Source organism: Streptomyces sp. NPDC048644 (genome assembly GCF_043199105.1).
Taxonomy (GTDB): domain Bacteria; phylum Actinomycetota; class Actinomycetes; order Streptomycetales; family Streptomycetaceae; genus Streptomyces.
The window spans coordinates 208,747-228,783 of record NZ_JBICVO010000007.1 but is presented as its reverse complement, the minus strand read 5'-3'; the positions used below and the strand labels follow the sequence as shown (position 1 = coordinate 228,783).

Here is a 20,037-nt window from a genome sequence, read left to right as displayed (position 1 = left end):
TCGTTCTCCGTTGCCGTCGGCGGCCACGCGACGTGGACGGGGGCCGTCGCACCCGTCGACGGCCCCCGTTCGCCTCCCGGCCGCGTGGTCAGCCGGTGGTCCGTCCCTCGGACGGGGTGAACGCGAACAGGCCGGGGGCAGTCAGCCGGTCGAAGCAGTCGAGCAGGTGCTCCGGGCGGTCGGCCACGGCGATGGCGGCGGCCAGGTAGTTGGTGCTGCCCCTCTCCGGCGACAGGCGGGCGCCGGCCTGATGCGGCAGAACGACTTCCTGGGCGCCGGAGACGGCCAGCACCTCGGGGGCTGAGGGCACATGCGTGAGGACGACGGCGTGGTCGGGCGGCTGCGGTATCAAGCGGCCCGCGTAGCGGTGCGGCTCGGGGGCGGCGGGCAGCGGGCCGCCGGTCGCCACCGCAGCGGTGGCCAGGACGAAGTCGTATCCGGCGCTGTGGTGCAGCATTTCGGTCGCGCCACCGCCGATCCGGCAGTTCACCTCTATCACCATCGGTCCCGCGGCGGTGAGCTTGAACTCGGTGTGGACCGCGGAGTTGGTGAGCCCCAGCGCCCTGATGGCCGCCGTGGTGCGCGCCTCGATCTCCCGGATGCGGTCGGGCGGCAGGACCGAGGGGAGCATGCCGCCGTTCTCACGGAAGGGCGGCGACAGCGGGAATTTGTCGGTCACCGCGAGATGGCTGATCTCCCCGCGGCGCACGAGGGATTCGACGCTGATGTGGTCGCCGTACCGGGTGTCCGGGTACCACGACGAGCCGATCAGGCGCTGCTCCAGGATGAAGGCGGGGCGGGTGCCGCCGCGCGGGTCGTTGAGGTACGCCTCGCAGGCCCGCGCCCAGATCGCGTCCGCTTCGTCCTCCGCGTCGACCGCGTGGGTGGCCATGCTGCCGGCGCCGACCACCGGTTTGAGCACCGCGGGGAGGCCGACCGTACCCCGGGCCTGCCGGAACTCATCCGCCGTGCGCACCTCCGCGAACCGGGGGACGGGCACACCGGCCGCCTGGAGCCTGGACCGCTGCTGGAGCTTGTTGCGCAGGGCGGGCAGCGACTCGGGCGGATTGCCCGGCAGGCTCAGTACCGCGGCGGCGGTGTGCGCCGCGACGACCGGTATCTCGCTGAACGCGACGATGCCGTCCGCCGCGTGCTGCTTGGCGTACTCCACGGTGAAGTCGGTGAGTTCGGCGCCTTCGGGGACGACGGTGTGCGTGCACCACGCGTCGAAGACGCGCTCGCGCTGCGCGTTCACGGCGGGGTCGGGGCCGTGGTGCCAGAGCATGTGGACGTCGTAGTGGGGGCAGAGCCGGGGCAGGTACCAGGAAGGGGTGGGGCCGCCGGGGCCGTCGGTGATCAGGAGTGTGGGGGAAGACATGGTGCTCTCAACAATCAGGTGGTGTACGCGGGGTGGTCGGGGGCGCCGGGGAGCGTCAGGTCGACGCTGTCACCGAGGTGACGGAAGCCGATGCGGGTGAACATCCGGCCGGACCTGACGTTGCCCGCGGTGACCGACGCGCCCAGGCTGCGCAGCCCGTTCCCGGCCGCCGCGGCGAGCGCGTACCGGATCAGGGCCGAGCCGAGACCCCGGCCGCGCGGCGCCGGATCCCGGAAGATCTGGGTGATCCACGGCGATTCCAGCGCGTGGACGGTCAGCGCGGCGGCAGGCCCTTGCTCGTCCGCGGCCACGGCACTGAACGGCATTACCGGGCCCAGCAGTTCGCCCCGCCACAGGCTCGCGAGGACCGCGAGGCCGTCCTCCGCCTGCGCGTAGCGCGTCCGGTCGGGGTGGCCGTGCGCGTAGGCGGCGAGCCACAGTTCGCGCAGGCTGTCCACCGGTGTTTCCGCGGCGGGCCGCAGGACGAGCGGGGCGGCGATGCCGGGACGCAGCCAGGCCGGGTCGGGAGGGTTCAGGGACAGGTCCCAGCCGTAACGGTGGGCCCGCCGCTGGACCGTGGCCCCCGCATCGATCAGCCCCGTGGCCACGCTGTCATCGGTGACCACCAGCCAGCCGGGTAACTCCCGCAGCAGCAGGGCGGCGGCCTGTACGGGTGTGCCCGCCTCGACCCGGACCGAGGTGGCCCGGGGGTGCCCCCGCCACTCCCCGGCACGGAAGCTGACGACGGCCGGTCCGTCCGCGCACCGCAGTGCCGTGCGGCCCGCCGGATCCTGGGAGCCGGTCGCCTCCCCGGCGCCGTCCCGCTCCCGCCTCTCGTCCATCAGGCCGTGCTCCACGTTCCGCTCCTGAATCCGTCATACCTGCGGGAACTGCCGGGCTGCTGTTCAACTCGGCAGAATTCGCCCCGGTTTCAGCATCACATCCACCGGCGGTGCACTTCAAACGATCTTGGAGATGCTGCCCCTTCGCGCCCTTCCGGTTGCCCTGAAGATCATCGTGACAATTGTTCAAGTCAACTTTCACAGATTAAGTTGTGCAACCTGGGTTGTCTATTTATGGTGGGGCCATGAAGGAGACGGTTGGCGGCACCGCCGGAAGGCTCATGCACCCATGACGCCCAGAGCCATCAGGCTCGTCCGCGCGCTCCGCCCCGGTTCCGGGGCCGCAGCCCGGGGCGCCTTCGACCGCAGGCTGCTCGCTCCGATGGTCCTGGGTTCGGTGCTGAACCCGGTCAACTCCTCGATCATCTCGGTGTCGTTGGTGCCCATCGGGGCCGCCTTCGGGGCACCGCCGTCGCAGACCGCCTGGCTGGTCTCCGCGCTCTACCTGGCCACCGCGATCGGCCAGCCCGTCATCGGGCGGCTCATCGACCTCTACGGCCCCCGCCGCCTCTTCCTCATCGGAACGTCCCTGGCGGGCATCGCGGGCCTGGCCGGCGCGCTGGCCCCGAACCTGTGGGCCCTGATCGCCGCACGGGTGCTCCTCGGATTCGGGACGTGCGCCGGGTACCCGGCCGCGATGTTCCTCATCCGCAGCGAGGCCAGGCGCACCGGACACGACAGCCCGGCAGGGCTCCTGACCCTGCTCGCGGTGGCCGGTCAGACCATCGCCGTCATCGGCCCCACCCTGGGCGGACTGCTCATCGGCATCGGCGGCTGGCGCACCACCCTGGCCGTCAACATCCCGCTGGCGGCGGCCGGTCTGCTGCTGGGCGTGCGGCGTCTGCCGAAGACACCCCCGCGCGGCACGGGCAGGCGCCCGGCGGCCGGTCTCGACCTGGCGGGCATGGCGCTCTTCGCCGCGCTGCTCGTCTCCCTGCTGCTGTTCCTGATGTCCCTGCCGGCCGCCCGCTGGTACCTCCTGGCCGTCACGGCCACGGCGGCAGCCGGATTCGCCCTGCGCGAGCTGCGGGCGGCGGAGCCGTTCATCGACCTGCGGGTACTCGGCGGCAACCGCCCCCTGCTGACCACCTACGCCCGTACCCTCCTCGCCTACGTCGTGTCCTACGCCTTCCTCTACGGCTACACGCAGTGGCTGGAGGAAGGCCGCGCGCTGACCGCGTCGCAGGCGGGACTCGCGCAACTGCCCCTGTTCCTCACCGGAATCCTCGTCTCGACCACCACCGGCCGCCGCACGGAGATCCGCGGCAAGCTCATCGCCGGTGCCTTCGCCCAGATCGCCGCCTGCGGCATGCTGCTGCTGTTCAGGACCGGCACCGCGGTCTGGCTGCTGCTCGCCGTGGCGCTCGTCTTCGGCATTCCGCAGGGCCTGAACAGCCTCGCCCTCCAGAACGCCGTCTACCACCAGGCCGACCCGGAACGAATGGCTTCATCCGCGGGGCTGCTGCGCACCTTCTTCTACCTCGGAGCGATGGTCGCCTCCAGCGCCAACGGCGTCTTCCTCTCCGCCCGCGCCGACACGAACGGCCTGCACCACCTGGCCTGGTTCATGCTCGCCTGCAGCGTCCTGTTCCTCGCGATCACCGTCGCTGACCGCTCACTGGCCAGGACCGGAACCGGCAATCCGGCGGCCCGGGATCCCCTGCCACCGACAGCCCGCCCCCAGGGCGCACCCGATGGGTCGGCCCCTGAGGCAAGTCGCCAACCGCACCAACGAACACCCGAAAGGCCACGCCACATGACGAACGACACCGCCCTGCTCGTGATGGACGTCCAGAACGCCATGGTGAGCCGCGTCGACGACCCCGGCTGTCTGCCGCGGCTCGCCCGAGCCGTCGCCGCCGCCCGCGAAGCCGGCGTCCAGGTCCTGCACGTCGTCATCGGATTCCGCTCGGGCCACCCCGAGGCCCACCCCCGCAACAAGTCCTTCGGCGCCCTGCCGTCCGGCGCCTTCACCGCGGACGATCCCGGCGCCGCCATCCACCCCGACCTCGCACCCAGGCCCGATGAGACCGTGGTCACCAAGAAGCGCGTCAGCGCGTTCAGCGGCAGCGACCTGGAACTCGTCCTCCGCTCCCGCGGTATCGGCCACCTCGTCCTGACCGGCATCGCCACCAGCGGCGTCGTCCTGTCCACCCTGCGCCAGGCCGCCGACCTCGACTACCGGCTCACCGTCCTGGCCGACGCCTGCTACGACCCCGACCCCGAGGTCCACCAGCTCCTCACCGCCAAGGTGTTCCCCCGCCAGGCGGATGTCGTCACCATCGACGAGTGGTCCACGACCCTCGGGTGACCCCCCGCCCTTCCGGTGGTGGTACGGCACACAGGGACCGCCGGCGGGACGGCGCGCTCGCTACCTGGCGGCCACCCTGACCGGGCCACCGGGGGACCAGCGCGCGCGGATCCGCATCCACCAGCACGCCGCGACACCCACCGGACGGCGGGAGATCTACCGCGCCCTGTACACCGCCCTGTCCGGCCGTCTCGCCGCCGCGGGCAGATTCGAGCACACCGTCCTCGTCGCGGCCGGCCACCGCGACGTCATCGACTGCCTGACCGAACTCGGCTTCGGCATCGACCAGATCAAGGGCATCAGGCCCCCGGATCCACCACCCGTCACCGCACGGGCCACCCGCGTACGCGCCGCACGGGCCGAAGACCTCGCCGAACTCCTGTGTCTCACCCTGGAGTTGCAGAAGTTCCACGCGCAGCCGCCGATGCTCAGCCCCGCGCTCATCGACACCCGAGTGGCCTGGGCGCACGCGGACTTGAGCTGTCGCGGCTTCCTCCCCGAGCCGTAGAGCGGGGTGCCCGGTGCCAGGACCGCACACCGGGGGCGGCCCACGTGTCACTCCTTCGTGGAGGTGGCGCGATGCGGGCTTTCGCCCGTGCCGCGCGTCCGTCAGACTTTCCCTTGTTGATTTCCGGGGGAAGGAAGCAGCCCATGGGCAAGCACGGAGACGGCAAGGGCGGATCCGACGGGGACAAACAGCAGTCCCCTCGCGAGGGGGACGGGCAGTGGCGTAAGCCGGTCCCCGACCCGCCGAAGAAGTAAGCACGTGAGTTCACCGGCACGGTTGTTGAAGACCCTCGGGGACAAGGGCTCGATCCCGCCCGGCTGGGCGGACACCGTGGGGAGCGTGCCGCGCGAGCTGTTCCTGCCGGACACCGTCGAGGTGCGGGGCCGTACGGTCGCGCGCGGCGAGCGCCCACAGGAGTGGCTGGCCGCGGTCTACGACGACGTGCCGGTGATCACTCAGGTCAATGACGGGCAGCAGTCCCCCCAGGGCGCGTTCCGGCTGCCGACCTCGTCCAGTTCGATGCCCACGATCATGCTGGAGATGCTGGGCCTGCTGCATGCCGAGCGCGGCCACCGCGTCCTGGAACTGGGCACCGGCACCGGCTGGAACGCCGCCTGGCTCGCCCACCGTCTCGGCTCGGACGCCGTGACGTCCGTCGACGTGGATCCCGCGCTGGTCGCCGTGGCCAGGGCCAACTGCCGTGCCGCCGGGCTGAGTCCGCGGATCGTCTGCGGGCGCGGGGAGCAGGGCCTGTCCGACGGCGCCCCCTACGACCGGCTGATCGCGACCTACACCTCCCCGATTCCCTACGCGTGGGTGGAGCAGGTCCCTGACGGCCGGATCGTCGCGCCCTGGGGCGGCAGCTTCTTCTCGCACAGCTTCGCTGTGCTGGAGACCGCTGACGGCCGGGCCCACGGCCGGTTCCACGGCTACCCCGCCTTCATGGGCACCCGTACCGGACGCCCCGCCCGCGGCTACCTCAGCGACTTCCTGCACCACCGCGGCGAGGAGCGGGAGACCCGGAGTCCCCTGTCGCCGCTGAGCATCGCGGGCGACGCGGAGGCACTGTTCTTCGTCGGACTCGACCTGCCGGACGCCTGGTACCTGCTCGCCGAGGCGGACGACGACAGCGGCGAATCGACGCTCTGGATCCTCGGCGACGACCGGCGGTCCTGGGCCTGCGCCGACTATGAGCCAGGGGCCGGCGAGTTCGTGATCGGCCAGTACGGGCCGCGGAACCTCTGGGACGAGGCGGAACGCTCCTACCGCAGGTGGGAGGGGCGCGGCCGGCCCGAAAGGGACCGCGCCGGGATCAGCGTCACCCGCGCGGGAGAGCAGGTCTGGCTGGATACGCCGGAGAACGTCATCGCCTGAGGGTCCGCCCGGCGGCCCGTACCGCCGGGTGCGCCCCCGGCCGGCCGGTCACGTCCCCGTGGCGGTCGGCAGTTCCGCACCGCACCAGCAGCAGAAGCGCGCCTCCGCTTCCCGGCTCGGGCGCCCGCACGACGGGCAGTCCCGCGCGGCGGATGCGGGTGCCGCTCCGGCGCTCCGGCGGCCGATGCTCAGACCGGGACGGCGTCGGTGGACGGTCAGATACGTCAGGCCGTCCGGGCCCGCGGACAGCTCCCGTCGCGCCGACCTCGGCAGCCACACCACGGCCCCCGGCTCAAGCGCCTGGTGGGTCACCCCGTCACCGAGCCGCCCGGCGCCCTCGACCACGATCAGCAACACGTCCAAGGCGGGCTCGACATGGGCGGCCACCGACCCGCTCCCGGGCAGCCGGACCAGGTTCGCGTCAAGCTGCCTGTCCCGCTCCGCGAGCCGCCACAACGCCCCGCTCTGCCCCTCGTGGGCCGCGGCGACGCACTCACCGATGACGGCCAGAATCCGGGACATCTCCTGCGGGGACACCACATACCTCCTCGTACGCCCGGCCGACGCGACCGGCGCGGCAAACGGTCCGCTCTTCCTGACGACATGCCCATACCTAGCACGTCCACGGTCCGCGCCTGACCCGTGTGCCACCGGCGGCACGCGCACGACACCCCCGGCGGGGAATGTGCCGGCGTCCGGGCGCCGTTGGGGCGGAGAGGAATGTGATCACGACCGGCCGGGTGGGGATCAGGGCCGGCGCGGACGGAGGGATGTCGATGACCATCTTGATCACCACGCCGAACGGCGGGGTGGGGCGCCATCTGACCGAGGCACTGCGCGAGCGGGGCGACGTGCGCTACCTGGTGCGCTCCGATGCCGGTGCCAAGGCGCTCGACGGGGTCCGTGGCGAGGTCTTCCGGGGGGACGTCACGGACGCGGCGGACGTCCGGCGTGCGGTCGTCGGCGTGGACCGGCTCTACCTCGCGCATCCCTTCGCCGACGATCAGGTCGCCGCCGAGACGAACCTCGCGACCGCCGCGGTCGAGGCCGGGGTACGCCGGATCGTCAAGCTCGGCGCCCGCGCGTTCACCGGCGACGGGATCGTCCCGGATGCTGTCACCGGCGCCCACGACCTCATCGCCGAGCGGCTGCACAGCGTGAGCGTCCCGGAACTGACCGTGCTGCGGCCCGACCGCTTCCTTCAGAATTTCCTCCCGGCCGCGGCCTCGATCGGCGGGGGCACGCTGGCCGACCCGGCGGGGCCCGGCGCCCGGGGGTATGTGGACGTGCGGGACATCGCGGAGGTCGCGGTCGCCGAACTTCTGGCGGAGCGTCCCGTCGGCGGGGACATCGAGATCAGCGGGCCGCAGGCGCTGACCCTGCCGGCGCTCGCCGGTCGTTTCGCCGCCGCCCTGGGCAGGCCGGTGCGGTACGTCGACGTCCCGCTCGACGCCGCCTGGCGGGACGCACTGCTGGCGCAAGGCGTCACGCCCGGTGTCGCCGACGGCCTGTACGGGCTGTATGCGAACTACCGCAGCGAAGGCGTGGCCGGTCTCGGTGACGGCGTCCAGCGGGTGCTCGGCCGCCCGCCCCGCTCGGTCGACGACTTCGCGGCCGACCTGCTCGTGCCGGCCCTGTCGGGTACCTGACGCGGGCCCGCCGTCGGCCCGTGCCCTTACCGCCGGGCCGCCGGGGAGGCCGTAGCGCTCAGGTCGCGGTGGATGACGCGGGAAGCGCCTTCGATGGTGGCGATGCCGTCGGCCATGGTGCGGTTGCCTGACGAGAGGACGGCCATGCTGTAGTCGCGGCCGTGTCCGGTGAAGGAGCCGACGCTGTGCACCCGCCACCCCTCGGTCGCGCGCGGCAGCCAGCCGTTCTTGACCTGCGTCGTTGTCGTGGCGGGCGAGCCGGTGGGCACTCCCCACCGCTGATCGGGGACGACGTGCCGCATCAGGCCGAGTGCGTAGTGGCGTGCGGCCGGGCTGAGCACCGGGTTGTCCGTGTCCAGGAGCCGCATCAAGGTGAGCTGGTCTCCGGCCGTGGTCTGGGTGAGGCCCCATGACGTGCCAGGACCCGGAACGGTGTGCCGCAGGTGCGCCAGGGCCAGGAAGCGCTTGATGCCGGCGGGGCCGATCCGGCGCCACAGGGCGGAGGTCGAGTCGTTGTCCGACTTGGTGATCATGGCCGTGGTCTGCCGCACCTCGGTCGGCGTCAGCTTGCGGTGTGCCTCATCGGCCTGCCGCAGCAAGGCGCTGAGCACCGTGACCTTCACCACGCTCGCGGAGTCGAAGTGCGTACCGGACTTGAACTCGCAGTGGGTCCTGGTGCGCCGGTCGTACAGGGCGAGCGCGGAACGGCCGTGCCGGGGCGCGAGGGCACGGGCGATGTCCCGCGACAGCTCGGGCGCAAGACCCGGTGTGCGGGAGGTGCACACGACCCGCGTGTCGCGCACGGTGGCGGTCGAGGTGTCGGCGAGCGCCGGGGTGGCGGTGGCGAGCCCGGTGAGCAGTGTCCCGGCGGCCAGGAAGGCGGCCAGTCCGCGCCGTGCGCAGCGCGCTGTGCGTGATCGGTGCATGAAGGCGTGTGTCCTGTCCGCTGGGTGTCGGAGGCTGCGCTGCGGGTCCGATGGGACCGGCGGGCGCCCGGCCGGCGGTGCGGGCCGGGGTGGATGTCCTCCGTGGTACATGGCGACCATACGGGCGGTCGGTGTGAGTGCTTTGAGGAGATGGGGAGAATTGATGCGCTTTGTCCTATTTGTCGGCGTGTGATGTTCGCCAAACCGGGACAAGTGTGGAGATCTTCGGCATCGGGTTAGGCGGGCCGGGTAGGCGCGCCGTCTTGATCGTCGCCACGGGGGCGGTCGGAGCTGTCGCCGGGGCGGGTGAGGGTTCCGGCGGGCAGGCCGAGTTCGCGTTCCGCGGTGGTGACGGCCATGCCGGTCACCGCGGGCGGGCGGTTGCCGGTTTCGGTGTTGGCGTGGGCGCCGAGCCCGTCGAGCACCACCAGGATCTGAATGGCCGTCACATACGGGTCGCCCGTGCGGAACTCGCCCCGTTCGGCGCCTTCGCGGAGTAGGCCGGCCAGCCGACCGCGCCACGCGGCCTCCTGCTCGCCGACCCCATCCCGCAGGGCGGGCCGGTAGCGGCTGAGGTGCCGGGCGTTGATCCAGAGGCGGCTGATGTCGTCGTACGCCTCTCCCGTCGCATGCGCCAGGAGCCGGGCGAGGTGACCCGTCGGCGTGCCATCGGGCCGATCGGCGGGGAGGAGGGTGTCGAGTTCGGCGCTCGCGGCGCTGCCGAACGCCTCGGCCACGAGATCATCGACCGCGGGGAAGTAGTGGCTGATCAACCCCGGCCGCACGGTGAGCCGTTCGCCGATCCGCCGCAGGGTGACGCACTCAAGACCCTCGGTCAGCGCGACCGATGCTGCCGCGTCGACGATTTCCGCACGGCGGTCGGCCGGCGACTTCCGGATGCGCTTGCGGGGGGCGGATGACGGCATACCGGGATGCTATTGAGCGCGTAACCAGCAAGCAAACCGGTGGGTGCCCCCGTCACCGCCAGGACCGGGGCGGTCAGAGCCCCTTGAAGAAGTGCGAGGTCGCGAGGAGGACCGTGTGCTCGGCGTCGCCGATCACCCCGTCCGCGCGCAGGCGTTCGTACGCGGCGAACACGGTCGCGCTGCTCCGCTCCCAGACGTGGCCGCGGCGGCAGAGCCGGGTGAACCACACGTCCGCCGCCGCGTCGTCCACCACCACGGCACTCCCGCCGGAACCGGTCAGCGCACGGTGGGCCTGCACGGTCGTGGTGTGCCCGCCGATCGAGTACAGCCGTCCGCTGTCGCCGGGGAAGTGGCCGGTGACCGGCGCGCCGTCCAGCACCGCGGCGAGGCGGGGAATCGGTTCCACCAGGTGGAGCCGTGGCACCGACGTCCCCCGCAGGGCGCTCAGCTCGCAAAAGCCCCGGTGGACGCCCCAGGCCAGGTCGCCCCTACAGGTGGGCAGGACGACGTGACGGACCTCGGCGGGCGCCTGACCGGCGATCTCCCAGGAGATGCGCTTGTAGCCCTCGATGCCCACCGGATGGCAGCCGACGAACGGCGTCGCGATGTTCGACACGGCCAACGTGTCCGCCCGCGCGCCCAGTTCGCGTACGCACCCGACGCGTTCCCGGTCCGTGTCGAAGAGCCGGAGGTCCGCACCCAGATCCGTCAGATGCTGCCGGGTCGCCTCCGGAAGCCGGCTGAAGCCCGCGACCGTACAGCGCAGCCCCGCCGCGGCGGCGTAGGCGGCCAGCGCGATCCCCGCGTTGCCCGATGAGCCGATGGCGACCGCGTCGAAACCCGAAGCGGCGGCGTGCGCCACGGCCATCGCGGCGAACCTGTCCTTGTGCGAGCCGGTGGGATTCGCGGCCTCGTTCTTGACGGAGGCGCCCGCCAGCCACGGCAGCCGCAGCAGCGGCGTGCCGCCCTCGCCCAGAGCGGGCGTGTTCCGGTACGGCAGCCGGTCCTCCAGGCCGTCCGCACGCTCGTCGTACACGCAGAACAGGTTGGCGTTGCGCCCGGCCGCGTCACACGCGGGGCAGCCCCGGGGATGATCGTCCACCGGGTACCTCGCAGAACACTGGATGCACTCCAGCGCGCGCAGCGCCGGGGACCGGACGAACTCCGGTGCTGTGTACGTCTCGACGTCCTTCATCGGGCACCTCCGGTACGGCGCGCCCGGTGCACGAGATCCCGCATCAGCGCGGCCACCTCACCGGGCGCGAACTCCATCGCGTTTTCCCCCACACAGACCTCGAAGGAGCAGTGGCCCTCGTACGGGGAGGTCCGCAGTCGCAGGTACAGCTGGACACCGTGCTCCCGGAGGATCTCCTGTGCGGCGTCTTCGGTCGCTTCCGGGGCGGCGGGCACATGGATGTGGAACAACGGCGTCTGCGGCGGGTCGGGAACCACGCGGACCACCCCGTCGGCGCGCAGCGCAGCGGCGACCGCCACCGCGTGGTCCCGGAAGACGGACATCCGGCCCGCCACGGTGTCAAGACCGACCAGGGCGGCAGCGGCGAGCGGCCAGGCGTCGTCGATGGTGCCGCCGAGCCGGTGCCGCCAGAGCGCGGCGTCGTCGATGGTCCTGGCATCGGACGCCAGGATGGCGCCGCGGATGCCCTCCAGGCCCTTGTAGAGCGAGACGTACACGGTGTCGAAGAGCGCCGCGATCCCGGCGTGCGGACGCCCGTAGAACGGCTGCGCCTCCCACAGCCTGGCACCGTCCAGATGGGCCGCCGCGCCCCGCTCCCTGGCCCAGGCCACCTGCGCCACCAGGTCGTCCCAGGACGGCAGTTGGCCGCCGATGTCACGCTGGGGCAGCTCCAGCAGCAGGGCCGCGAGCGGCTCCGTCACGGCGTTGAGATCGGCCGTGGTCAGCAGGTGGTCTCGGTCGCCGACCGGCCGGAATCGCAGCCCGTGCACCGCCGCGTACCCCCGCTCCTCCCAGACCTCCAGGTGGGTCAGCGGATGGGCGGCGAAGGTACGGGTGCCGCGTCGCTCGGCGTGCAGCCGCAGCGCCACCTGCTGTGCCATCGTGCCCGTGGGGAACAGCAGCGCCGCCTCGGTGCCGAGCAGCCGGCACATCCGGCGCTCCAGCTCGGCGACCGGATCATCGGGCAGACCGTCAGCGGGCAGCGCTTCCAGCATCGCGCGCAGCATCCGGTGCGGCGTCCTGCGCAGGGGAGCGTGCAGGGACAGTGAACGGACGATGCCCGCCCGGTTCGGGACGTGCGCCGGGCCGCTTCCGTTCTCCTTCACGCGGTCGCTCCGCCCCGGGGACGCAGCGTCAGCAGGCTTGCCGCTTCCCCTCGCGGGCCCTCAAGGCGGACCGGGTACAGCCGGCCTGCGGCGTGGAACGGGGTCTGGTCGTCGTAGTGGGGCGAGCGCGGATGCCCCGAACTGCCGTGCCGCAGCACGTCCCAGAGCCGCGGCCCGTCCGGCCGCAGCTCGGCGACGAACCGCCAGGGCGCCCCCTCCACCACCGTGCCCGTACGGTCGGGTGTCATCAGGCAGACGGAGTGCCCGCTGCCGCCGGACGGCGTCGTGACACCGCCGAACAAGGAGCCCAGCGCCGGCACCGCCTTCGCCAGCGCGTGCCGGTCGCGGATCCGGTGGGTCAGGTCGTAGCGCCAGCGCTCGGGTTCCGTGCCCTGCTCCTCGGCGATCCAGGCGGCGGCTTCAGTGAGCGCGCGGCGTACGACCACCGGCAGCGGGTCGGGTTCGCCGAGCCCCGCCCTGGCGGCGGCGGTGGTGACGAGATGGTCGACCTGGAGCGTCACGTCGGGCATGGCCGCCGCCAGGTCGGGGCCGAGCCGGTCGCGCACCCACCGGTCCGTCAGCTTCTGGAGGAGGCGGAAGAAGACCAGCGGCGCGGCCAGTTGACCGTGATCGTGGCCGTCCCAGTCCGCCAGCAGCCGGTGGCAGGCCGCCGCGAGCGGTTCGGCCGGGGGATCGTCGGCCAGCGCGGCGAGGAGCGTGGGCAGCAGCTTTGCGGCCCGCCCGTTGGCCACGTCGCCCTGCCACCGGCCGCACGCCTCCGGGGTGATCTCCGGCGCCGTGGTGATCAACTCCTCGATCCGCTCGGCACGGTAGGGGGCGACCCAGTCGGCTCCGACGTCCACCGGGTCGTCGTCGGGCAGCATCTTGTGGTTGGCCGAGACGACGTAACCCCGTTCCGGATCGGCGTCCTCCGGGAGGTCGTCGAAGTCGAGGAAACCGCGCCAGGACGCCGCGACCTGCTCCTTCTCCGCCGGGGCGCGCCCGCTGCCGGGCACCCGCGCCGGGACGTGACCCGCGGTCTTGACGGATACGGTGCCGTCCTGGCAGGCCAGGACCACATTCAGCACCGGCACCCCGAACCCCCGCAGCACCTCGCGGAACTCCCCGGGTCCGCCCGCCCGCCACATCAGCTGGCAGCACGCGACCTCCGCCGACGGCTCGAAACCGCTCCAGAACAGGCCGTACCGGTCCTCGTCGCCTGCCGTCGGCGGATCCATGGCGACGTAACGGTCCCCGCCGGCCGCCCGCACCGGGACGGCGGCGCCGCCGCGGACGGCGACCGTGCTCTCCTCCTGCCAGCTCTCGGCAGGCGAGTGCGGCAGCACGCACAAATCCTGGGTGTCGACAGTGGAGTTGGTGATGCCCCAGGCGAGCTGACGGTTGGCGCCCGCGATCAGGCCCGCGACGCCTGGCACCGTGACGCCGTACCCGAAGGCGCCTTCCCCGTCGCCCCCGTTGAGGTGCAGCCCCATCTGGTACCACAGGCTCGGCTGGGTGAAGGGCACGTGCGGGTCGTTGGCCAGCAGCGGGTGCCCGGATGCCGTACGGCTGCCGGACACCGCCCAGGCGTTCGAGCCGATCGGATGCTCGCCGTCCAGCAGCCCGTCGAGCCACCGCCGGGACTCCCGCGGCAGCGAGCCGATCGCCGGGGGCGGCACGGACGCGGCGCCGGGCCGGGTGCGGGGCCTGCGGCTGCGCACCGTCACGGGCCCGTCCGCCGGATATCTGGGCTCGGTGAACGCGGCACGGTACTCGGGGTGTTCGGCCGCGAGGCGGGACCTGAACACCTCGTTCTTGATGTTCACGGCCAGGTCGAAGCCCAGGTATTTCACGATGAGGATCGAATCCAGCGGAGTCCACCGGACGGGCCGGTAGCGCAGCAGCAGGAACTCCACCGGCAGCCCGCCGCGCCGCCGCATCCGGTCGGCCGCGGCGTTCACCCCGGCGCTGAAGGCGGCGAGCGCGGCCCGGTGCTCCGCCCCGAGCAGTTCTTCGGAGCGGCGCGCGACCCGGGTCAGCGCCAGCTTGCGGGCCCGCACGTCCTCCTGCACGGTCGCGGCCCCGAACACCTCCGACAGCCGGCCGCGGGCCCGGCGGCGCAGCACGTCCATCTGCCACAGCCGGTCCTGGGCCTGGGCGAACCCGGCGGCGAAGTACAGGTCCCTTTCGTTGTCCGCATCGACCCAGGGCACCCCGCGCTCGTCCCGTCGGACCGCGGCGCCCCGCAGCAACCCGGCGAGCCGCAGACTCCCGCGGTCGGCGTGGGCCCAACGGCTGGGCAGCGCCGCCAGGTTGAGGCCGTGCCGCACCAATTCCTCACGCCGGCTCATGCGTCTCCTCCTTGTCCGTGCCACGCGGTGCGGCAGGGACCGGGATCCGCCGCCTGACGAGAAGGTAGATGCCCACGCTGACCAGCGCGAAGGAGCCCACCCCGAGGAACATCGCGGTGCCTCCTGCCCCGGCCAGCAGCAGCCCGCCGGCGGACGGGCCCACGAACCCGCCGAGCTGGGTGAAGGTCTGGGCGCCGAAGTAGCTGCCGCGGCCGTTCTCGGGCGCGATCCGGTCGATGATGGCGAACTCCGACGGGATGATGAACGTCTCGCCCACCGAGAAGACCACCATGGACACCACGAACTGCCAGGGCTCGGCGGAGGCCGCGAAGCCCACCATGCCGCCGAACAGCAGCAGCCCGCCGATGGTGATCGACGTGACGGGTTCCCGCTTGCTCGCGAAACGGGAGGCGAGCATCTGGAAGCCCACCACCGTCACGGCGTTGGTGGTCAGCAGGTAGCCGAGGATCGTCGTCCCGTTGTCGAAGCCGATCGCCAGGTGCTGGGCGAGCAGCGTCGAGATCCGGCCGTGCACCGCCTCCAGGAGCAGCCCCGCCACGATGAAGCACAGCAGCAGACGGTCCGTTGCCACCACCCGCGCGCTGCCCAGCAGACCGCGCGTCACCGCCCCGAAACGCTCGGTGTCCGGCGCCGCCCCGGCCCCGCCCGCCGCCCGCGCACCGCGGTTCAGCAGCAGGCTCAGCCCGAGCAGGGTGAGATAGCAGGCGTACACCGCGGCCGAGACCAGGAACGCCGTCCGCCCTCCGGACAGGCCGGCGAAGCCGCCGATGAGCGGGCCGACGGCGAAGCCGATGTTGAGGGCCAGGTACTGGTGCGAGAACCACTTCACCCGCTTGTGGTCGGGCAGTACGTCGCTGAGCATCGCCTTGCCGACCGGGCTGAACGAGGCCGCGCTCATCGACATCGCCGCGTTGCAGGCGAACACGGCCAGGACGTGATGGCTGAAATAGAAGCCGATGAACGACGCGATGACGCCGAGCAGGGAGAACAGCAGCAGCCGGGCGCGGCCCAGAATGTCGGACAGCGAACCGCCGACGAAGCCCGCGAAGACCGAGAAGAAGACGGACGAGCCGACGATGAAACCCACCGTCGACGGCGCGAGGCCCAACTCCCTGCGGAGGAACACCGCCAGGAACGGAACGGTGAACGAGTTCGCCAGGCTCATGATGCCGGAGCCGACGATCAGCAGCCTCGCGATGAACGGGGGCGAGGCGGTGGAACGTGTCATCGTGGCCGATGTCCCTTCACAGTTGCGTCGGCGTGCTCGTCGGGGCGGCGCCGCGGTCGTACGGAGCGAAGAAGCGCCGCATCAGCCCGGCGAGCGTCTCCGTGTGCGGGTGGCGCAGCATTCCCTCGTGATCGGCGGGAACGCTCCCGCAGGTCAGCCGGCCGGACAGCAGACGCTCCCAGTCCGGCCGGGGATCCGCCCTGCCCTGGCCGTTCGCTTCGGCGGCTTCCACCAGCAGTGTGGGCACACCCGCCCCGCCACCGGTCCGCGGCCAGCGCAATCCGGCCAGGCGCAGGTAGCGGTCGAACGCCTCGTGCAGCGTGCCGCCGAGCAGTTCGACCGCCGGCCCCATGATCTTTTCCGCCTTCCGCAGCACCTCGGCCTCCGGCAGCGTCCGCAGGTCGCGGGCCACCCCCTCGGCGTGCTGCCGGCCGATCTCGGGGAAGGCCGCCGCCAGACTGCCGAGGAAGAACGCCAGCAACTCGCCGCGGGGTGCGGACAGTTCCGCCTGGAGCGCTTCGGGAACGAGCGAGTCCAGCAGTACCAGTGACAGCACCGGGTGACCGTGTTCCGTCAGGGCGGCGGCGACGTGATGCCCCAGGGCCCCGCCGAAGGAGTGGCCCACCAGATGCACAGGACGGCCCGCCGCTTCGGCGGCGATGATCCCCGCACACTCGGCGGCCAGCGCGGGCACCGTCAGGCTTTCGCCGTGCGCCCGCACCAGTTCCTTGGTGGACAGGGCGTGGAAGGACCGCTCGGGGAAGCAGGCGGACAGCTGGGCGTAGGAGGCGCCGAGCCCCAGGATGCCGGGGAACGCGAACACGGGCGGTGCGCCGCCCGGATTCCTGCGCAGCGGGAACAGGGCGTCCGCGGCCCGCCGTGCCGTGCCGGCGGCTGCATCGGACGGCGCGACGAGCGGGGTGCGCGGGTCGCCGCAGACCCGCGCCAGCAGCTCGGCGAACTCCCGGGCCATCCCCGCCACCGTCTCCCGGTCGAACAGGTCCGTGTTGTACCGCCAGCGCAGGTCGAAGTCCTCGCCGTCCTCGGCTACATCGAGCACCAGGTCCGTCTTCGCCTCCTGCTCGGGGAACCGCACGGGCGTCACCGACAGCCCGTCCAGGCCCAGCGGCACCCGCTCGTTGTTCTGCACCACCAGCATCAGCTGGAACAGCGGAGTGTGCTGCGCGGAGCGCCGCGGGTTCAGCCGCCTGACCAACTCCTCGAAGGGCACGTGCTGGTGCTCCAGATCGCGCAGCGTCTGGTCACGCACCTGCGCCAGCAGGTCACCGAACGTCCCGGACGTGCCGACCCGGGTGCGCAGCACCATGGTGTTGACGAACATCCCGATGACGTCGTCGAAGTCGGGCGACGGACGGTTGGCCACCGGCGTGCCGAGCACCACGTCGGGCTCCTTGCCGCGCCGCGCGACGAACAGCGCGAAGGCCGCCTGCAGCAGCATGAACAAGGTGACGTCGGCCGACCGGCACGCCTGGCGCACCGCCGTGGCCGCCGCGCCCTTCACGGGGTGGGTGAGGGTGCTCCCGTGGTGCGTCATCCGCTGCGGACGCGGCCGGTCCATGGGCAGACCGTGCTCGTCCGGCAGGTCCGTCAGACGCCCCTCCCAGTAGTCGATGTCCGGCTCGGAGGACGGACCGCCGAGCCACTCCCGCATGCTGTGCGCGTAGTCGGCGTACGTCGCGGGCAGCGGCGGCAGCGGGTCGCCCCCGGCCTGCGGCTGTTCCTTGAAGTGGGCGTAGAGCAGCCGCAGTTCCCGGCCGAGCACGGCGTTGGACCAGCCGTCGCCGGCCGCGTGATGGATCGTCACCAGCAGCGCGTGCAGCCGCGGCCCGAACGGGATCAGCCGCACCCGCAGCGGCAGGTCGGCTTCGAGGTCGAACGGCCTGGCGGTCTCCTCGTCGGCCAGCCGCCCGACGATCCGCGCCACCTCGTCCGGCGTGCCGCCACCGGCGTCGGCCGGCGGCTCCTCCACCACAGGACGGAACTCACCGGCCGGCCGTGTGACCGCGGTGACCTCGCCGTCCACCAGGCGGAGCACCGTGCGCAGCGGCGTGTGCCGGTCGGCCAGCGCGCCGAAGGCGCGGCACAGCGCCGCCTCGTCCAGGTCGCCTTCCAGCAGCACGGACAGGTGCAGGTTGTACGCCGAGCTGTCCGGCTCCAGACGGGAGAGGAAGTACAGCCGCTGCTGGGCGGAGGTGGCGGGTTGGCGGTCGCCTTCCGGTGCCTTCAGGAGGGGAGGCACCGGTCCGTCGCCGCGGCCCGCAGCGGACCCGTCGCGTACGGCGGCGGCCAGGGCACGCGCGGTGGGATCGCTCAGGAAGTCGCGCAGCGCGACGGTCACCCCGAAGTCGGTGCGGATCCGCGCCAGCAGCCGGATGGCCAGCAGCGAATGCCCGCCCAGGTCGAAGAAGTCGCCCGCCGGGGTGACCTGTTCGGTGCGCAGCAGGTCGGACATGGCCGCGACGATACGGGCCTCCACCGGGTCACGGTCCGCGCCCGCGGGGCAGTCCCCGACGGCGTTTTCCGGTTCGGCCGGGTGGCCCGCCGACGGGTCGGGCAGCGCCCTGCGGTCGAGCTTGCCATTGGCGGTCAGCGGCAGCCGGCCGAGCGGGACGAACACGCCGGGCACCATGTAGTCGGGCAGCACCCGCGCCAGCCGCCGCCGCAGTTCAGCCGCAGGAACTTCCGGGCCGTCCGCGACGACGTAGGCCACCAGCGTCCGGCCGAGTTCCGGCAGGTCGTGGGCCACCACCGCGGCCTCGGTCAGGCAGTCCAGGCCCCGCAGCGCCCCTTCCACCTCGCCCAGTTCGATGCGGAAGCCGCGGATCTTGACCTGGTCGTCCTTGCGGCCGTGGTACTCGAACTCACCGTCGGGGACGATCCGGGCCAGGTCGCCCGACCGGTACCCGCGCCCGCCCGGCAGCTCGACGAACCGTTCCCTGGTCAGCTCGGGCCGCCCCAGGTAGCCGAGCGCCACGCCGGGTCCTGTCACCACGATCTCGCCGATCTCACCGACGGGGACCGGCGCCAGATTCTCGTCAAGGAGCAGGAAGTCCAGGTCGGGCAGGGGGCGGCCGATGAGGGAGACGCCCCGGTCCAGGTCCGGCAGGCGGACCCGGCGGAAGGAGGCGTGGACGGTGGTCTCGGTGATGCCGTACATGTTCACCAGGGCCGGGGTGTCGTCCCCGTACTTGGCGGTCCAGCGCTTGAGGTCGGAGAAGTGCAGGGCCTCGCCGCCGAACACCACCCAGCGCAGCGGCAGCCGGTCGGGGTGCCGGACGTCCTCGGCGATGAGCTGGTTGAAGGCGGTGGGGGTCTGGCTGAGCACCGTCACCCGCTCCTCCCGCAGCAGCACGCGGAAGGCGGCCGGGTCCTGCACCGTGTCCTTGGGAACCACCACCAGCGTCCCGCCGTACAGCAGCGCGCCCCACATCTCCCACACCGACACGTCGAAGGCGAAGGAGTGGGACAGCGACCAGACGTCGTCGGGACCGAACCCGTAGTGCCCCTCGCTGCTGCTGAACAGCCGCAGCACATTGCCGTGGGTGACCTGGACGCCCTTGGGGCGGCCGGTGGTGCCCGAGGTGAAGATGATGTACGCGCGGCTGTCGCGGTCCGCGGCCGGCCCGCCGGTGCTGCCCTCGACGGGCGCCGGGGCCGGCTCGTCCACGTACAGCACCGGCTGGTCGGCGGGCAGCGCAGCCGCCAGGTCGCGGGAGGTGAGGACCACGGCGGGCGCCGCGTCCTGAAGGATCAGCCCGAGCCTGGCGGGCGGGGTCGAGGGGTCGAGCGGCACATAGCAGCAGCCGGTCCGCAGTACGGCGAGTGCGGCGGCCACCATGTCGGCCGACCGTTCCAGCAGGATGCCCACCGGTCTGGCAGGGCCCCCGCTGCGGGGAGCCAGCGCGGCGGCGAGCGCGGCGGCCCGCTCGTCGAGCTGCCGGTAGGTCAGCGACTGCGCGCCGCAGCGCACGGCCACCCGGTCGCCGTACGCCCGCACGGCCGCGGCGAAGGCTTCGGTCAGCGATCCGGCGTCCTTCACCCCGGACGGGGCCGGCGCGGCGGCGGTCGCGGTGCCGCCCCGCCCGGCGCGCAGCGCGACGCGCCGGCGCAGCTGTTCCACACGGTCCTTGTTCATCGATGT

The 20,037-nt window shown here is 72.6% G+C and carries 14 protein-coding genes and 1 pseudogene; 5 read left to right on the top strand and 10 right to left on the bottom strand.

Going from position 1 to position 20,037, the window contains the following annotated elements; translation table 11 throughout:
- Positions 1 to 88: 88 nt before the first annotated feature.
- On the bottom strand, positions 89 to 1,378 hold the full coding sequence (locus ACGFNI_RS18185; protein ID WP_393684882.1) for an acetyl-CoA carboxylase biotin carboxylase subunit family protein: 1,290 nt from the start codon (positions 1,376 to 1,378) through the stop codon (positions 89 to 91).
- 14 nt (positions 1,379 to 1,392) lie between these two features.
- Positions 1,393 to 2,235 (bottom strand): GNAT family N-acetyltransferase, encoded by an 843-nt coding sequence (locus ACGFNI_RS18180; protein WP_393684881.1) that lies wholly within the window; start codon positions 2,233 to 2,235, stop codon positions 1,393 to 1,395.
- A 274-nt stretch (positions 2,236 to 2,509) separates the two neighbouring features.
- On the opposite strand from ACGFNI_RS18180, the pseudogene ACGFNI_RS18175 reads away from it, so the two are divergent.
- The 4 genes and pseudogenes from ACGFNI_RS18175 to ACGFNI_RS18160 all read left to right on the top strand — a co-directional run.
- Positions 2,510 to 3,913: pseudogene (locus tag ACGFNI_RS18175) on the top strand (MFS transporter); the annotation flags it as partial.
- 123 nt (positions 3,914 to 4,036) lie between these two features.
- Positions 4,037 to 4,591, top strand: a complete 555-nt coding sequence (locus tag ACGFNI_RS18170; RefSeq protein ID WP_393685232.1) for a cysteine hydrolase family protein — start codon at positions 4,037 to 4,039, stop codon at positions 4,589 to 4,591.
- The gene (locus ACGFNI_RS18165) at positions 4,551 to 5,099 is read left to right on the top strand and encodes a hypothetical protein (RefSeq protein WP_393684879.1); all 549 of its coding nucleotides are present in this window, start codon (positions 4,551 to 4,553) and stop codon (positions 5,097 to 5,099) included. Before ACGFNI_RS18170 ends, ACGFNI_RS18165 begins: the two co-directional genes overlap by 41 nt.
- Positions 5,100 to 5,357: 258 nt before the next feature.
- Positions 5,358 to 6,473 (top strand): methyltransferase domain-containing protein, encoded by a 1,116-nt coding sequence (locus ACGFNI_RS18160; RefSeq protein WP_393684877.1) that lies wholly within the window; start codon positions 5,358 to 5,360, stop codon positions 6,471 to 6,473.
- Positions 6,474 to 6,521: 48 nt separating this feature from the next.
- Here ACGFNI_RS18160 and ACGFNI_RS18155 read toward each other — a convergent pair whose 3' ends face one another.
- Positions 6,522 to 6,995: a hypothetical protein gene (locus ACGFNI_RS18155; RefSeq protein WP_393685231.1), complete on the bottom strand. Its 474-nt coding sequence runs from the start codon at positions 6,993 to 6,995 to the stop codon at positions 6,522 to 6,524.
- A gap of 254 nt (positions 6,996 to 7,249) precedes the next feature.
- Between ACGFNI_RS18155 and ACGFNI_RS18150 the strand changes: the two genes are divergently transcribed.
- The gene (locus tag ACGFNI_RS18150) at positions 7,250 to 8,122 is read left to right on the top strand and encodes an NAD(P)H-binding protein (protein WP_393684875.1); all 873 of its coding nucleotides are present in this window, start codon (positions 7,250 to 7,252) and stop codon (positions 8,120 to 8,122) included.
- 26 nt (positions 8,123 to 8,148) lie between these two features.
- Here the strand turns inward: ACGFNI_RS18150 and ACGFNI_RS18145 are convergent, their stop codons facing one another.
- The 7 genes from ACGFNI_RS18145 to ACGFNI_RS18115 all read right to left on the bottom strand — a co-directional run bounded on the left by ACGFNI_RS18145 (position 8,149) and on the right by ACGFNI_RS18115 (position 20,031).
- On the bottom strand, positions 8,149 to 9,048 hold the full coding sequence (locus tag ACGFNI_RS18145) for a serine hydrolase (RefSeq protein WP_393684874.1): 900 nt from the start codon (positions 9,046 to 9,048) through the stop codon (positions 8,149 to 8,151).
- 236 nt (positions 9,049 to 9,284) lie between these two features.
- Positions 9,285 to 9,974, bottom strand: a complete 690-nt coding sequence (locus ACGFNI_RS18140) for a TetR/AcrR family transcriptional regulator (RefSeq protein ID WP_393684873.1) — start codon at positions 9,972 to 9,974, stop codon at positions 9,285 to 9,287.
- 73 nt (positions 9,975 to 10,047) lie between these two features.
- On the bottom strand, positions 10,048 to 11,169 hold the full coding sequence (locus ACGFNI_RS18135; RefSeq protein ID WP_393684871.1) for a pyridoxal-phosphate dependent enzyme: 1,122 nt from the start codon (positions 11,167 to 11,169) through the stop codon (positions 10,048 to 10,050).
- Positions 11,166 to 12,275, bottom strand: coding sequence for a threonine aldolase family protein (locus ACGFNI_RS18130; RefSeq protein WP_393684869.1), 1,110 nt, complete (start codon positions 12,273 to 12,275; stop codon positions 11,166 to 11,168). The genes ACGFNI_RS18135 and ACGFNI_RS18130 overlap by 4 nt, the downstream gene beginning before the upstream one ends.
- Complete coding sequence (locus ACGFNI_RS18125) at positions 12,272 to 14,626, bottom strand: penicillin acylase family protein (protein ID WP_393684868.1); 2,355 nt, start codon at positions 14,624 to 14,626, stop codon at positions 12,272 to 12,274. Before ACGFNI_RS18125 ends, ACGFNI_RS18130 begins: the two co-directional genes overlap by 4 nt.
- The gene (locus tag ACGFNI_RS18120) at positions 14,613 to 15,875 is read right to left on the bottom strand and encodes an MFS transporter (RefSeq protein ID WP_393684866.1); all 1,263 of its coding nucleotides are present in this window, start codon (positions 15,873 to 15,875) and stop codon (positions 14,613 to 14,615) included. Before ACGFNI_RS18120 ends, ACGFNI_RS18125 begins: the two co-directional genes overlap by 14 nt.
- Before the next feature lie 16 nt (positions 15,876 to 15,891).
- Entirely contained in the window at positions 15,892 to 20,031 is a 4,140-nt protein-coding gene (locus ACGFNI_RS18115) for an amino acid adenylation domain-containing protein (protein WP_393684865.1), read from the bottom strand.
- Between the last annotated feature and the right edge of the window lie 6 nt (positions 20,032 to 20,037).